Here is a 14,997-nt window from a genome sequence, read left to right as displayed (position 1 = left end):
TTAGTTCTTTTCTAAAAGTAGACTTACCCACTCTTCTCTTTGCACTTTTTTGTTGAGTGTAAGGTTCTGTGCCGTACAAACTTCCATAATGTCTTCTACATCAAAAAAACATAAGCCTGAGAGTAGCAACTGACCGCCTTTTTCTAACACCGAAACATAAGTTGGAATATCAGAAATGAGAATATTTCTATTGATATTTGCCAATATAATGTCAAATTTTTCCTGTCCTAAATTCTCGGCAGTGCCTTCTTCTATCCTTAAACTGACTTGGTTTCGTTCTGCGTTTTCTTTAGAATTTTCTACCGACCAAGGGTCTATATCTATGGCTAAAGTATCTCCTGCTCCTTTCAGTTTAGCGAAGATTGCCAATACTGAAGTCCCGCAGCCCATATCCAAGACTTTTTTACCTTTAAAATCCATTTCCAACATTTGCTGAATCATCAGGTAAGTAGTGGCGTGATGCCCCGTACCAAAAGACATTTTAGGCTGTATGATAATTTCATAATCCAACGGTTGAGGCTCGTGGAACTCCGCTCTAATGTAAACTTTATCTTCTACATTGATGGGCGAAAAGTTCTTTTCCCATTCTTCGTTCCAATTGATGTTAGGCATTTCGGTATAGGTATAATCTATCTCTACGCCCTCTTGTTCAAAAATATAGAGTGACTTTATAGCGTCTTCGTTCAAATCGTTCTTCGGAATGTAGGCTAAAATACCGTTAGTTTCCTCTGTAAAGCTATCAAAACCAATATGTATGAGTTCTGCCATTAAAATCTCACTCCAAGGTTGCGGTGGCGTAATGGTAAATTTGAATTCTAAATAAGATTGCATTCTAATGTATTATTTCCACAAAAGTACAGAAAAATCACCGATGTACCTTAATTGTATTTAATCGCTTTAACTGGTGATATTTTACTAATTAAATAACTAGGAAAAATAAGTGACACCGCAGACACCAACAAAATCCCTAAAGAAATTGCCACAATGTAAATAGGATTCAAATCTATAGGCACGGTACTGATGTAATAGTTATCAGGATTGAGTTGAACAATACCCGTCCATTTTTGTAAAAGTAGTAGTCCCAATCCTATAAAATTACCCACCAACAATCCAGGAACCATGATAAGTAAGGTATAATTGATGAAAATGGCTCGTATTTGAGCATTATTTGCTCCCAAAGTTTTCAATACCCCTATGGAATTGGTGCGTTCTATAATTAAAATAAGCAACACCATTACGATATTGATGACTACAACTACCAACATAATTGTGATGATTAAAGCGATATTGGTGTCAAAAATGTTAATCCAATTTACAATTTCTGGATACTTATCTGTTATCTTTTCAGCATAGTTTTTATATCCTATTTTCTCTTCAATCTTTGGAAACACCTCATCTATTTCTCCCATATCTTTAAGGAAAATATCTACACCACCTATGGCGGTTTTATCCATATTTTGTATCCTCCTCACATGGTTGATATCTCCTATGATAAACAGGTCGTCTATCATTTTGATATCCGTTTTGTAAATCCCTTTAACTTTAAATTTTCGGTAGATTGGTTTTTGGTCTTCTTTAGAGAAAATAGCCACTATTTCATCGTTTAGTTTAAGTCTTAAATCATTGGCTATTTTTTCTGGCAATATTACCTCATTATTATATCCCTTTTCTGTAAAGTTCGGAACGCTACCTTCCACCAAAAACTTTTCAAATCTTTTGGCATCAAAGTCTTTCCCAACACCTTTTAATAAAATCCCAGAGAAATTTTCTTCTGTTCTAAGAATACCACTTACAGATGCATAAGACTGCATACCTTCTACTTCTTGTAAGGTCTTAATTTGATTTATATTGATTTCTTTTAAGTCTAGAACTGAAGAGTTGTAAGACGAATTAGACCTAGTAGATTTCACAGAAATATGCCCCGAAAAATCTCCCATCTTATTTTTGATAGCTTTTTTAGCTCCCAAACCTGTGGCTACCGTAATTAAAGAAACAATGACACCCAACGCGACAGACAATCTGCCAATAAATACAATCACCTTAGAAAGATTATTTTTATTATCTTTGGAGAATGCTATTTTTTTAGAAAAATATAATGGAAATTTCAAAACCTATGTATTTAAGCCTCAAAATTAAAAATTTACTGTTGATTTGCCTAATTTATTTAGGGTTATCTGGTAGAAACTATGCTCAAAATGGTAACAACTGTCCTGATTTTAAAACAGGAGCCGACCAACCAGAGCTTTATCTTCCTCTATTAAAAAATAAAAAAGTGGGGGTGGTAACCAACCAAACAGGACTGGTACTGAAACCACAAAAACATCATCCTACTACCATAGACACACTTAGCATTGTGGATTTCCTAAGAGAAAACACTATAGACATCAGAAGAGTTTTCGCTCCAGAACACGGTTTTAGAGGCGAAGCCGATGCAGGGGAATATGTAAAAAATGGTGTAGATACCAAAACAGGTATTCCCATTATTTCTCTTTATGGTAAAAACAAAAAACCAACTGCAGAACAAATACAAGATTTAGATATTATTCTTTTTGATATTCAAGATGTTGGCGTGAGATTTTACACTTATATTTCAACCCTTGCCTATGTGATGGAGGCTGCCGCAGAGCATAATGTAGAAGTGATTGTACTAGATAGACCTAACCCTCACGATGGCTACATAGATGGACCCGTATTAAAGGAAAAATGGACAAGTTTTGTGGGTATGCACCCAGTCCCTATAGTCTATGGATTAACCATTGGCGAGTATGGTAATATGGTAAACGGCGAAGGTTGGCTTAAAAATAAAATAAAAGCCAAATACACCTTAATCCCAATGAAAAATTACCATAAAAAGCAACGCTACCCTATACTTAGACGCCCTTCTCCTAACTTACCAAATGACAAGTCTATCAACCTATATCCTTCCCTATGTTTTTTTGAAGGAGCCGAGGTTTCGGTAGGACGCGGCACTGATTATCCTTTCCAAATTTATGGTTCACCATGGACTAAAAAATTAAGTTATAAATTCACTCCAAAGCCTAATTTTGGAGCTAAAAATCCGCCTTTTAACGGGCAAGTATGCTATGGCGAAAACCTCTCCGAATATCCTAAAGATTTGAGAGAACTTAATCTAGAATGGATAATTACAGCTTATAAAAACTATAAAAATCCTAATAAACCGTTTTTTATCAAAAATCTTTGGTTTGATACTTTGGCAGGGACCGACCAACTAAGGCTTCAAATTATACAAGGAAAAAGCGAAACAGAAATCAAAAAATCTTGGCAAAAAGACTTACAAGAGTTTGAGAAAATTCGTCAGAAGTATATTATTTATAAAGATTAGCATCTATATTTACTACTATTTCTCACAAAAGAAATTTATTTTAATGCTATTTGACAAAAAAGAGACTTTCAAATAAGAAGTCTCTTTTTTATAATTTTAAAAATATTTAATCTTCATCATAAAAGTCATCACTAAAATCATCACTAAAATCATCATCTCCATCAAAGTCATTTTCAAAGCTGTCAAAGTCATCAAAATCATCACTCATCATAGTAGGCGTAGGTTTTGATGATGTGTTTTTACTAGGAGCCTTCAATGGCATATTACCATATCTAAACACCGTGATTGGATAATTTACCGCTGGTTTTTCTTTTATCACTTCCAAAAGCTCACAATAGAATTCCCACAAGTCTATAAAACCATATTTGAATAACATCTTGCTCCCTTTTTCAGGAAAGGCTTCCGTGATGTACACATCAGACATAATTTCTCCATCTCCATCATCAGACATATCTTCTAATGGTATTGCATTAAGCTCCGTCCACTCATTATCCGAAAAATAGAATGACGACAATTCATCTCCTTGAAGACTAAATGCACTTTTGATACCGTTATGCAAATTCCATAAAGTTTGCTTGCCTCTAACTTCAATGTCCCTAAAAACATTATCCTTCGTGTCTAAAATAACTCTGATTTTATAAACCATAACTCTTAAATTCTACTTAAATTCGTTTGTTTAGAAATTTGTCGCAAATATAAAACAAATGATATTTGAAGGAAATTTTTTTATTAGTTTTTTTTCACTATAAAACACTTTTTTGTGGGCTATTTTTAAGTGCTAAAAATTAGTCCTGAACATAAAATTTAGGCATCTGCCAATGGTATTTAACCGCTAAAGTCCTTATGGTTACAATAAGCAGAATAGTAAAAATCTGAACCACAGGATAAGACAAACGAGTGTAGGTTGCTAGCAGTATAAAGGTAGCTCCACCTAATATACAAGCTGTGGCATAGATTTCTTTTCTAAATATCAACGGAATTCTATTCAATAGAATATCTCTAATAATTCCTCCAAAACAGCCTGTAATAGTACCTAGAGTAATGCATATAATAGGATGAAGTTCGGAACTCATACCTTTCTGTATTCCTATAATTGTGAACAGTCCTAATCCGAAACTATCAAATATAAAAAGTGTTACCCTAAAATTTTGCTCAATAGATTTAAAAATCATTGAAATAACACAGGTAGCAAAGATAACACCACATATCCACAAATCATGCATCCAAAATACAGGTTTAGCCAAAAGTAAATCCCTCACTGTACCACCTCCTACAGAAGTTACAAAAGCGATAATAAGAATCCCAAAAGGATCTAATCTTCTTTGCATTGCAGCAAAACTACCAGACATAGCAAAAGACATAGTTCCTAGAAATTCTATTAAAAAATTGATATTTTCGTGCATTATTTTATCAAAAATAAAACTAAATATTTTATACCCTTACGGCATCTGGCACTAAGAGTTCGTACTCACCGCCATGGCTTATAATTTCTCTTACAATACTACTGCTAATAAACGATTTACCCGAAGATGTTAAAAGGAAAACCGTTTCCAACTTTTTGTGTGCCAAAGTTCTATTTGTATGTGCGATGGCTTTTTCAAACTCAAAATCGGCAGGATTTCTTAATCCTCTTAGAATAAACTGAGCGTCTTTCTCCATACAGTAATCCACCGTAAGCCCTTCAAACGAATCCACCTCTACATTCCCAAAATGAGACACCGATTTTTCTATAAACTCTATCCTTTTTTCTAGTGGAAACATATAATGTTTTTGAGAGTTTTGCCCAATAGCAATAATGAGACGGTCAAAAAGTTTAGACGCTCGTTCTATAATATCATAATGACCTAGAGTAATAGGGTCAAAAGACCCTGGAAATACAGCTACTTTCATATTTTATTATTTTGCTAGCGCTTTTTCTACCTCGTTTCCGCACAAATCTTTAATGGAGATACCGTAAATTCTCGCTTGTTGAGGAAGGATACTCGCAGGTGAAAACCCAGGGTTAGTATTCATTTCTAGCATATAAGGCACACCGTTCATAATAATATATTCACTTCTAGAAAACCCTTTCATTCCTAAAGAGTTATAAGCTCTTTTTGCAACTTCCTCTACTCTTAATCTAGTAGCCTCATCTAGCCTTGCTGGTGTAATCTCTTGAGACGCTCCTTGATACTTTGCTTCGTAATCAAAAAATTCTGTTTCTGGGATAATTTCTGTAATGCCTAAAACAATAGTCTCACCTTTATAATCTAGCACACCCACAGATACCTCCATACCGTCTAAGAAACTTTCTACTAAAACCTCATCGTCTTCCAAAAATGCTTTTTCTAAAGCTGCTTCAAACTCCGAAACCTCTTTTACCTTAGAAATTCCTAAAGAAGAACCACTTTGATTAGGCTTTACAAATAGAGGCAGTTTTAACTCGTTGATAATTTTATCTTTATCATAAGCCTCTCCTTTTTTTATGTAGAAACTTTTAGCAGACGGAATACCATACTTTGCTAATACAGCCAAAGTATCTTTTTTATTAAAGGTAAGTGCACTTTGGTAAAAATCACACCCTGTATATTTTTGACCAATAGCGTCCCAATATGCCTGTAACACACCATTTTCACCTGGTGTCCCGTGAATGGTATTAAAACAAACATCAAAACGCAGTACTTCTCCACTAGGTAGATTTACAGAAAAATCTCCTTTTTGTATTGGTAGTTTAGCCTCATTTTCGTCTAAATAAAACCAACCTTCCTTAAGAACTACCACTTTATAGACATTATATAAATCACGGTCTAAAGAGTCGTAAATTAGTTGTCCACTTTTTAGGGAAACTTTGTACTCATCGGAGTATCCGCCCATAACTACGGCTATATTTTTTTTGCTCATCAGAATCTATAAATAAAAGTTGGATGCAAAGTTAGTTAATTTTAAACGCAAGGTTTTATTTTTTCGTTGAAAATATTGTTTAAAACAAAAAATAGTCTATCTTTGCTCTGTATTAGTTCATTGAAAAACTAGGAAATGTTATCAAGAAAGGTGGAGGGAATAGACCCTGTGAAACCTTGGCAACCCTTCCTTAACGGAAGAAGGTGCTAAATTCTACCAAAGTTTTTTGGATAGATAACATCAAGAAAAGACCTCTTATTTCTTGGCAACATTTCAGTTATTTAAAACTTATAATAAAAGAATGTTGCATCACCTCAAAATTAAAGACTATTTAACAACTACTAGATATAGTACGGATATCTCGCTTAGCTATGAGCTATTTGGGTTGCCTTTACATACAGCTCCTATTGTACTCATCAATCATGCTCTAACGGGAAACTCTAATGTGGCAGGAACAAAAGGTTGGTGGCAAGATTTGGTGGGAGCAGGAAAAACCATTGATACCAACAAACTCACAGTCATCTGTTTTAATATCCCTGGTAATGGTTATAATGATTTCTTTATTGATAATCCACAAGCCTTCACTACTCAAGATGTGGCTCAGCTATTCCTTTTAGGGTTAGAACAACTTAAAATTAAACAATTAGACTATCTTATAGGTGGCTCCATCGGTGGTGCTATAGGTTGGGAAATGCTCAATCTTAATAAAAACTTATCCAAAGTATTTGTGCCTGTAGCCTCGGATTTTAAAACGACCGATTGGCTGAATGCCCAATGCTTAGTTCAGAAATACCTCCTAGAGAACGGCGAAAAACCTCTACAAAAAGCGAGAACTCACGCAATGCTTTGTTATAGAACTCCCTTTTCACTCAATAAAAGATTCAAAAGACAAAAAGGAGACGATACTGACCTACTGCAATCTCACGAATGGCTCAATTTCCACGGAGAAAGCCTTAATGCAAGGTTTACTCTAAAGGCTTATTTACTAATGAACCATCTGCTAACCACCATTGCGGTTGATGAGTCTTCGTTAACTGAAATAAAAACAGAATTCCATTTGGTAGCGGTGGATAGCGATTTATTTTTCCCTGCCTTTGAGATTGAAGAAACCTATCAACTTTTAAGAAACAATAATGCTAATGCCTACTACCACGAAATAAAATCGGTACACGGGCACGATGCCTTCCTTATGGAATACGAACAAATGAAACATATATTCAAATCAATTATTAAATATTAAATCAACTTAAAAAATTATATTATGCCTAATCAAGAAAACCTTAACATATATCCAAACAAAGCCATCATCAATTTTGAAGGCAAGGACTTTCTAGGTCAAATAGGGATAGACTCTCGTATATTTAACGCTCTTAATAGAGCCAACATTAGCGTTGGTGTTATCTCTCAACAGGCTATAGAAAACGGCATCTCTGTACTCGTAGATGAAAGCAATGCCGAAGATGCAGTACAATGCCTAAAAGAAGAGTTTAAAAATGAAATTAACCAAGGGATTGTAAGCCAAATTTATAGTGTAGATGGTATTACTGTCATTGGTCTGGTAACGTCTGATTTCAACAAAATACTTACCGAACTCCAGCGTAACAAAATTTTCCCGTTACTTCTTAACCAAGTGGCTTCGGCGGGGCGTGTAAACATTGTAGTAGCGACCAACCAAGCCGAAAAAACCAAAAACATTATAGAAACCGAACTTTATGGCAAACCTAAAGCGGTACATTTAGTATTGTTTGGGCATGGTAATGTGGGCGGTACTTTGATAGAGCAAATCTTAGATTCTGCTTACGATATTTTGCAACGAAAGCGGATAGACCTTAAAATCGTAGCGATAGCCAACTCTAAAAATATTGTTTTTAACAAAGGGGGCTTCGGAAGCGATTGGCGACAAAAAGTGAGATTTGCTAGTACCCAAAATACTTTGGAAGATTTATTTCAATTTGTGAAAGAGCATCAATTTGAAAATCTAATTGCTGTGGACAATACCGCTAGTAAAGACTTTGTAAAAAACTATCTAGAACTAGCGGAACAAGGTTTTGATTTGGTTTCTTCCAACAAAATTTACAATACTCTTCCGATTGGAGAATACAAAAAACTAAGACGTGCCCTAGAAAAAAACAAAAAGAAATACCTCTACGAAACCAATGTAGGAGCAGGGTTACCATTGATAGATACCATTAAGCTCCTTCATCTTTCTGGCGAAGACATTACACGTATTAAAGGGGTATTTTCGGGGTCGCTTAGCTATATATTTAATAATTTTTCAGTAAGAGGAGATGCCTTTTCTACTATTATTAAAGAAGCCATGGAAAAAGGCTTTACCGAGCCTGACCCAAGGGAAGACCTTTCAGGAAATGATGTGGCTAGAAAACTGCTAATCTTAGCACGAGAACTAGACTTAGTAAATGAATTTGAGGACATCAATATCCAAAACCTCATTCCTGAAAACCTTTCTGATATTAGTAAAGAAGATTTCATTTCAAGACTAAATGAGCTAGATGATGCCTATCAAAAGATTAAAGACAACCAAGAAACAGGCTATGTTCTGCGTTATGTAGGTGATTTGCACGGCAACCTAAGAGAAGACAAAGGTGTACTTGATGTAAAACTTGTTTCAGTACCTGCCCATTCTGCGTTAGGACAGCTTAAAGGCTCTGATTCTATCTTTGAAATCTATACCGAAAGCTACGGCGAAAACCCTATCGTTATTATGGGTGCTGGTGCTGGTGCTAAGGTAACTGCCAGAGGTGTCTTTGGTGATATTTTAAGACTAAGTGAAACCAAATAAAGACTTTATAATATGAAAAACTTTGAAACCCAAGCCATCAGAAATCAAATCGCTAGGACTGATTTTCAGGAGCATTCAGTGCCATTGTATCTTACCTCTAGCTTTGTTTTTGAAGATGCCGAACAGATGCGTGCCGCCTTTGCAGAAGAGGTAGAACATAATATATATAGCCGTTACAGTAACCCTAACACCAATGAGTTTACTGAAAAGATAGTACAAATGGAAGGTGCCGAGGCAGGATATGCCTTTGCTTCGGGTATGGCTGCTGTTTTTGCTTCGTTTAACGCTTTGCTAAAACCTAACGACCATATTTTGAGTTGCCAGTCGGTGTTTGGTTCTACACACTATTTATTTAAGATCCATTTCCCAAAATGGAATGTAGAAACCACTTACTTTAAAGCCGATGAAGTAGAGCTAGAAAAGTATCTAAAACCTAACACCCGCTTTCTCTATTTAGAAACACCTACCAACCCTGCGATTGAGATTTTAGACTTAGAGTTTTTTGGCAATTTTGCTAAAAAGCACGATCTTATTTTTGTAGTAGATAACTGTTTTGCCACCCCTTATTTACAGCAACCTATCACTTACGGAGCCGACTTAGTCATACACTCTGCTACCAAAATGATAGACGGACAAGGGCGTGTGTTAGGGGGCATTGTAGTTGGAAAAAAAGAACTGATTAGAGAAATCTATCTCTTCTCTAGGAATACAGGACCGTCTTTATCTCCGTTTAATGCGTGGGTACTTAGTAAGAGTTTAGAAACTTTAGCTGTTCGTTTAGAGAAACATTGCGAAAACGCTCTAGCAGTAGCAGAATTCCTAGAACAACACCCTAAAGTTTCCTTAGTAAAATATCCTTTTCTACCCTCACACCCAAGCTACGAAATCGCTAAAAAACAAATGAAACACGGTGGTAATATTGTAGCATTTGAAGTTAAGGGTGGTATTGAAGGAGGTAGAAACTTCCTCAACAAGATAAAGTTATGCTCACTATCGCCTAATTTGGGAGATACTAGAACTATTGTAACCCACCCTGCCTCTACCACCCATTCTAAACTCACCGAAGAAGACCGTTTAGAAGTAGGCATTACACCAGGATTGGTGCGTTGTAGTGTAGGTTTAGAAAATGTAGAAGACATCATTTCTGATTTAAAACAAGCCTTAAATTAAATATTTAAAGTATTATCACATTCAATAGGTCATTCCAATATTTATGGAGTGACCTCTTCTTTTTGCCAAAAAAAGTATAACTTTGCCTCCATAATGAATATAGCAAATTGTATTTTAGAGGCTCTTAAAACTCAAGGCAGTGTAGCTGTGCCTCACTTTGGTGTTTTTTCTTTAAAGTACTCTGGTGCAATTATCAGCAACGAAGACGGTCATATACTGCCTCCTGCTAAGCAGATTGTACTAGAAAAGAACTACCTTTTAAAAGAGAATAGTTTCGTCAATTTTGTGGCTCAGATTAAAGGCATCAGTTCCCAAACGGCTGACTTTGAAATAAAAACACAAACAGACTATTGGAAGAAAAAAATAGAAGCAAGAGAATCTTTTGAGGTAGAAGCTCTAGGGGCATTTAATTCAGATGCTCAAGGGTTTTCTTTTGTAGGACAACGGATTTATTTAGATTCGCCTGATGTCTATGGGCTAGAAGCAATCAATCTTTCTGAAATGAGTTCCCAAAAAGAAACCCAACCTTCTCAACCCAAGAAATCTAATGCTTGGAAAGTGGTGCTTTGGCTACTCATTTTGATTATTCCAGCGGGGATATTGGGATATTTGAATTTCTATCACCCTGACATTTTATTCGGTGTGAAAAGTTTTGAAAAAGATAAAACTCAAAAGACCACTCCATCTCAGCCTGTAAAAACAACTAAGACTAATGATACTTTGGTAATAGATAGTTTAAAGCAAGACTCTTTACCAGCTAACAATTTAAAATAATATGACGAAAAAAACGCCTAAAGATAGCCTTACGGTAATGACTAATATTGTACTCCCAAACGAAACCAATCATTTGGGAAATTTATTTGGAGGAGAGCTCCTCTCTAAAATGGATAGATGTGCTTCTATATCAGCCTCTAGACATTGCGGAAGGAGGGTAGTAACGGCTTCGGTAAACCACGTTTCTTTTAATCACCCTATTCCAGAAGGAGGTGTGGTGGTTTTGGAGTCCAAAGTAACGCGTGCATTTTCTACTTCTATGGAGGTTTATGTAGATGTATGGATGGACGACCCTATTACACAGAAAAAAGTGCATACCAACGAAGGAATATACACCTTTGTAGCGGTAGATGCGTTCAATAAGCCTGTGCCTATCCCAGAGTTAGAACCAGAAACGGATATAGAGAAAGAGCGTTATATGGCGGCTCTTAGAAGAAAAGAACTTTCCCTTATCCTGTCTGGAAGAATGAAGGCTCAAGATTCTGTAGAGCTAAAAAAACTATTCATTTAATCATTTATGAAGGTTTTACAACTAGATAAAAATCACCCTCTTATCACGGAGCAGCTCACGGCTAATGGGTTTATAATAGATGAGGATATTACTTCTTCTTACGAAGAAATTTTAGATAAAATAGAACCTTACGAGGGTGTGATTATTAGGAGTAGAATTCCGCTAGACGCTCGTTTTTTAACTCAAGCTAAAAATCTAAAATGGATTGCTAGAGTAGGGGCAGGAATGGAAAATATAGATGCCGAAAAGGCAGAAGAATTGGGTGTTTGTCTTTTCAATTCTCCAGAAGGTAACCGAGATGCGGTAGCAGAACACAGTTTAGGCTGTCTTTTGGTACTGATGAATCGTTTGTTTATTTCATCGGAAGAGATCAAAAAAGGTATTTGGAAGCGAGAGGAAAACCGAGGGGAAGAAATTAAAGATAAGACGGTAGGTATTATAGGATATGGTAATATGGGAAAAGCCTTAGCTCAAAGGCTATCAGGTTTTGGGTGCGAGGTGATATTTCACGATATTAAACCTAACTTGTCAGACCAATACGCCCAACAAGTTCCGTTAGAAGTATTACAAGAAAAAGCGGATATTCTAAGTCTTCATTTACCTCTAGCAGAGGATACCATAGGCTGGCTTAATGCTGATTCTATTCAAAAAATGAAGAAGAATTTTTATCTCATCAATACAGCTAGAGGGAAGAATGTGGTAACTGCAGATGTAGTTTCGGCACTTAAAAGCGGTAAGATAAAAGGAGCTTGTCTAGATGTTTTAGAATATGAAAAAAGCTCTTTTGAAAACTTAGAAATTCAGAATGAAGATTTAGCTTTTCTTTTAAACTCGGATAAAGTGATTGTTACGCCTCATATTGCAGGTTGGACGCACGAAAGTAAGATAAAATTAGCCCAAGTGATTGTAGATAAGATTTTAGCAAAGTTTAAAAAATAATAGATTAAAATATGAAATGGTGGTGGATTATTGCGTGTGGATTGCTAACATTCTCTTGTTCTAAAAAACAAGAAAGTAATGAGGAGGTTAAAACCAATTTACCTCATTTTTCTAAGGTAGATGCGGAGGATATTTTTACAAAAGAGGATAATTCGGTAGCTAATGAAGATTCTCTAAAAAACCTTTTGCAAGAATATTACCAAAACACTTGGGTGGGAGGTGATTTAAGTGGAGGAATTTTAATCGCTAAAGGCGATAATATAATTTTTGAAAAATACAGGGGCTATGGCAGAGAGAACCAACAGATGCCCATCAATCAGAATACACCTTTACACATTGCTTCTATTTCTAAGACGATGACAGCAATGGCGATTATGAAGCTGATAGAAGCAAAAAAAATAAAACTAGACCAAGATATTACTACTTTTTTTCCAAAGTTTCCATATGTTAATATCAGAGTTATAGATTTACTTAGCCATAGAAGTGGACTCCCAAAGTATGAGCATTTTATTGAAACTTTAGAACCTAAACCTAAAGAGTTATCACAGTCTTTTTTAACTAATCAAGATGTTCTAAATCTACTTATTAGATATAAACCAGAACTAGCTAGATCTACTGGTACAGGGTTTATGTACTGTAACACCAACTACGCTCTACTAGCTCTTATTATAGAGAAGGTTACTCAAAAAGATTATCCTACCGCAATGAAGGAAATGCTGTTTGCACCTCTTGAAATGAAGCATACCTTTGTATTTCAGCAAAAGGATATTGCCACGGCGGCACAATCGTTCTATTATAAAAATAACAAGTTGTATCCTCTTAACAATTTAGACCTTATCTACGGAGATAAAAACATTTATACCACTCCTAGAGATTTGTTAAAGTTTTCGCAAGCGATGTTCTCTGAAGAGTTTTTACCTTCGGATTTAAAAGAAAAGATCTTCACACCTTATAGTAATGAGAAAAAAGGGATTAACAATTACGGCTTAGGGTTTAGAATGAAAAACTTTGATAATAATAAAAAACTGACTTACCACAATGGTTGGTGGCACGGCTCTAACTCTGTGTTTGTACATCTTTTAGATTCTAAGGTAAGTATTATTGCGATAGGTAATAAATTTTCTAGAAGAGTCTATTCAGCGGTTGCGTTATCTGGTTTGTTTGATGATTTCCCGTTGGAAACAGAAATTCTAAAAAAGGAGATGATGCCAAATGCACCTAATGCTCCTCTTTCATCTTCAAGCGATTCATTACAATAATAAATAGTGATTTAATATTTAATAATAATAAACCAAAAAGACCAGTTCATTTAGAACTGGTCTTTTTTATATTTTAAAAGTATTTTCTTTTTTAATTAAGCTAATACCTCTTTTACTTTGTTTGCTGCTTCTTCTAGAGTAATTGCAGAATGTACTGGTAGTCCAGATTCGTCGATTAATCTCTTAGCTTCTTCAGCATTAGTTCCTTGTAATCTTACGATAAGAGGTACTGGAAGTTCTCCGAAGCTCTTGTAAGCATCTACTACACCTTGTGCCACTCTATCACATCTTACAATACCACCAAAGATGTTGATAAGAATTGCTTTTACATTAGGGTCTTTAAGGATAATACCAAATGCCTTTTCTACTCTTTCAGCATCTGCAGTACCACCTACATCTAGGAAGTTAGCAGGGTTACCTCCAGAAAGTTTAATGATATCCATAGTAGCCATTGCTAAACCAGCTCCATTTACCATACAACCTACGTTACCGTCTAGCTTAACGAAGTTTAATCCAGCTTCACCAGCTTCAACTTCTGTAGGGTCTTCCTCTCTTTTGTCTCTTAATTCAGCTAAATCTTTATGACGGAAAAGTGCATTATTATCTAAAGTTACTTTAGCATCTACTGCAGCGATTTTGTTATCTGAAGTTTTAAGAACAGGGTTGATTTCAAATAAAGAAGCATCAATACCTACATAAGCATTATAAAGAGCTGTAATGAATTTTACAAAATCCTTGAAAGCTTCTCCTTCTAGACCTAGATTAAATGCAATCTTTCTAGCTTGGAAAGGTTGTAATCCTAAAGCAGGATCTACCTCTTCGTTATGGATAAGGTGTGGAGTTTCTTCTGCCACTTGCTCTATATCCATACCACCTTCTGTAGAATATACAATCATATTCTTTCCTTTAGCTCTATCTAAAAGTACAGAAACATAGTATTCTTTTGGTTCAGAATCTCCAGGATAATACATATCTTCTGCAATAAGTACAGAGTGTACTTTTTTACCTTCAGCAGAAGTTTGAGGCGTTACTAACTGCATTCCGATGATGTTTCTTGCGTTTTCTTCTAACTTTTCCATGTTAGGAGAAAACTTAACACCTCCACCTTTACCTCTACCACCTGCGTGTACCTGAGCTTTTACTACCCACGCTTTAGTTCCTGTTTCTGCAGAAAGCTGTTCTGCTGCTTTTTTTGCTTCCTCTACGGTGCTAGCTACTATACCTCTTTGTACTCTAACGCCGTATTTCGCTAAAATCTCTTTTGATTGATACTCGTGAAGATTCATAAATATATTTTTGTATTAAATTTTACGATTTTATA

At 35.5% G+C, this 14,997-nt stretch carries 15 protein-coding genes and 1 riboswitch; of the genes, 8 read left to right on the top strand and 7 right to left on the bottom strand.

What is annotated here, in order from left to right:
• Together prmA and RA0C_RS09025 are read right to left on the bottom strand one after the other, a co-directional pair.
• The gene (prmA, locus tag RA0C_RS09030; protein WP_004919686.1) at nucleotides 1-831 is read right to left on the bottom strand and encodes a 50S ribosomal protein L11 methyltransferase; all 831 of its coding nucleotides are present in this window, start codon (nucleotides 829-831) and stop codon (nucleotides 1-3) included.
• 47 nt (nucleotides 832-878) lie between these two features.
• Complete coding sequence (locus tag RA0C_RS09025; RefSeq protein WP_013447139.1) at nucleotides 879-2,108, bottom strand: ABC transporter permease; 1,230 nt, start codon at nucleotides 2,106-2,108, stop codon at nucleotides 879-881.
• On the opposite strand from RA0C_RS09025, the gene RA0C_RS09020 reads away from it, so the two are divergent.
• Nucleotides 2,096-3,343, top strand: coding sequence for an exo-beta-N-acetylmuramidase NamZ family protein (locus RA0C_RS09020; RefSeq protein WP_014411354.1), 1,248 nt, complete (start codon nucleotides 2,096-2,098; stop codon nucleotides 3,341-3,343). The two genes, RA0C_RS09025 and RA0C_RS09020, sit on opposite strands and share 13 nt — an antisense overlap.
• A gap of 106 nt (nucleotides 3,344-3,449) precedes the next feature.
• On the opposite strand, the gene RA0C_RS09015 is transcribed toward RA0C_RS09020, so the two are convergent.
• From RA0C_RS09015 to RA0C_RS09000, 4 genes are all read right to left on the bottom strand, one after another.
• Nucleotides 3,450-3,989 carry an IS1096 element passenger TnpR family protein gene (locus RA0C_RS09015; RefSeq protein ID WP_004919693.1) on the bottom strand — a complete coding sequence of 180 codons (540 nt, stop codon included), beginning with the start codon at nucleotides 3,987-3,989 and terminating at the stop codon, nucleotides 3,450-3,452.
• A 139-nt stretch (nucleotides 3,990-4,128) separates the two neighbouring features.
• Complete coding sequence (locus tag RA0C_RS09010; protein ID WP_013447136.1) at nucleotides 4,129-4,746, bottom strand: trimeric intracellular cation channel family protein; 618 nt, start codon at nucleotides 4,744-4,746, stop codon at nucleotides 4,129-4,131.
• A 28-nt stretch (nucleotides 4,747-4,774) separates the two neighbouring features.
• Nucleotides 4,775-5,233 carry a pantetheine-phosphate adenylyltransferase gene (coaD, locus tag RA0C_RS09005; RefSeq protein WP_013447135.1) on the bottom strand — a complete coding sequence of 153 codons (459 nt, stop codon included), beginning with the start codon at nucleotides 5,231-5,233 and terminating at the stop codon, nucleotides 4,775-4,777.
• Between the two features lie 6 nt (nucleotides 5,234-5,239).
• Nucleotides 5,240-6,223 carry a D-alanine--D-alanine ligase gene (locus RA0C_RS09000; protein WP_013447134.1) on the bottom strand — a complete coding sequence of 328 codons (984 nt, stop codon included), beginning with the start codon at nucleotides 6,221-6,223 and terminating at the stop codon, nucleotides 5,240-5,242.
• 135 nt (nucleotides 6,224-6,358) lie between these two features.
• Nucleotides 6,359-6,464, top strand: a riboswitch (SAM riboswitch).
• A gap of 60 nt (nucleotides 6,465-6,524) precedes the next feature.
• On the opposite strand from RA0C_RS09000, the gene RA0C_RS10585 reads away from it, so the two are divergent.
• From RA0C_RS10585 to RA0C_RS08965, 7 genes are all read left to right on the top strand, one after another.
• Entirely contained in the window at nucleotides 6,525-7,463 is a 939-nt protein-coding gene (locus tag RA0C_RS10585; RefSeq protein WP_013447133.1) for an alpha/beta fold hydrolase, read from the top strand.
• A 21-nt stretch (nucleotides 7,464-7,484) separates the two neighbouring features.
• The gene (locus RA0C_RS10580; RefSeq protein ID WP_004919705.1) at nucleotides 7,485-9,023 is read left to right on the top strand and encodes an ACT domain-containing protein; all 1,539 of its coding nucleotides are present in this window, start codon (nucleotides 7,485-7,487) and stop codon (nucleotides 9,021-9,023) included.
• A 12-nt stretch (nucleotides 9,024-9,035) separates the two neighbouring features.
• The gene (locus RA0C_RS08985) at nucleotides 9,036-10,193 is read left to right on the top strand and encodes a trans-sulfuration enzyme family protein (protein ID WP_004919707.1); all 1,158 of its coding nucleotides are present in this window, start codon (nucleotides 9,036-9,038) and stop codon (nucleotides 10,191-10,193) included.
• Nucleotides 10,194-10,286: 93 nt separating this feature from the next.
• Nucleotides 10,287-10,967: a hypothetical protein gene (locus tag RA0C_RS08980; RefSeq protein ID WP_004919709.1), complete on the top strand. Its 681-nt coding sequence runs from the start codon at nucleotides 10,287-10,289 to the stop codon at nucleotides 10,965-10,967.
• 1 nt (nucleotide 10,968) lies between these two features.
• Entirely contained in the window at nucleotides 10,969-11,478 is a 510-nt protein-coding gene (locus tag RA0C_RS08975) for an acyl-CoA thioesterase (protein WP_004919712.1), read from the top strand.
• A gap of 6 nt (nucleotides 11,479-11,484) precedes the next feature.
• On the top strand, nucleotides 11,485-12,417 hold the full coding sequence (locus RA0C_RS08970; protein WP_004919714.1) for a 2-hydroxyacid dehydrogenase: 933 nt from the start codon (nucleotides 11,485-11,487) through the stop codon (nucleotides 12,415-12,417).
• 11 nt (nucleotides 12,418-12,428) lie between these two features.
• A complete protein-coding gene (locus tag RA0C_RS08965) occupies nucleotides 12,429-13,676 on the top strand; it encodes a serine hydrolase domain-containing protein (protein WP_004919717.1) in 1,248 nt (415 codons plus the stop codon).
• A 95-nt stretch (nucleotides 13,677-13,771) separates the two neighbouring features.
• Here the strand turns inward: RA0C_RS08965 and sucC are convergent, their stop codons facing one another.
• Complete coding sequence (sucC, locus tag RA0C_RS08960; protein ID WP_004919719.1) at nucleotides 13,772-14,962, bottom strand: ADP-forming succinate--CoA ligase subunit beta; 1,191 nt, start codon at nucleotides 14,960-14,962, stop codon at nucleotides 13,772-13,774.
• Nucleotides 14,963-14,997: the final 35 nt, after the last annotated feature.

The sequence above is a fragment of the Riemerella anatipestifer ATCC 11845 = DSM 15868 genome (genome assembly GCF_000252855.1).
Taxonomy (GTDB): domain Bacteria; phylum Bacteroidota; class Bacteroidia; order Flavobacteriales; family Weeksellaceae; genus Riemerella; species Riemerella anatipestifera.
This window is presented reverse-complemented; position numbering and strand designations above follow the sequence as displayed.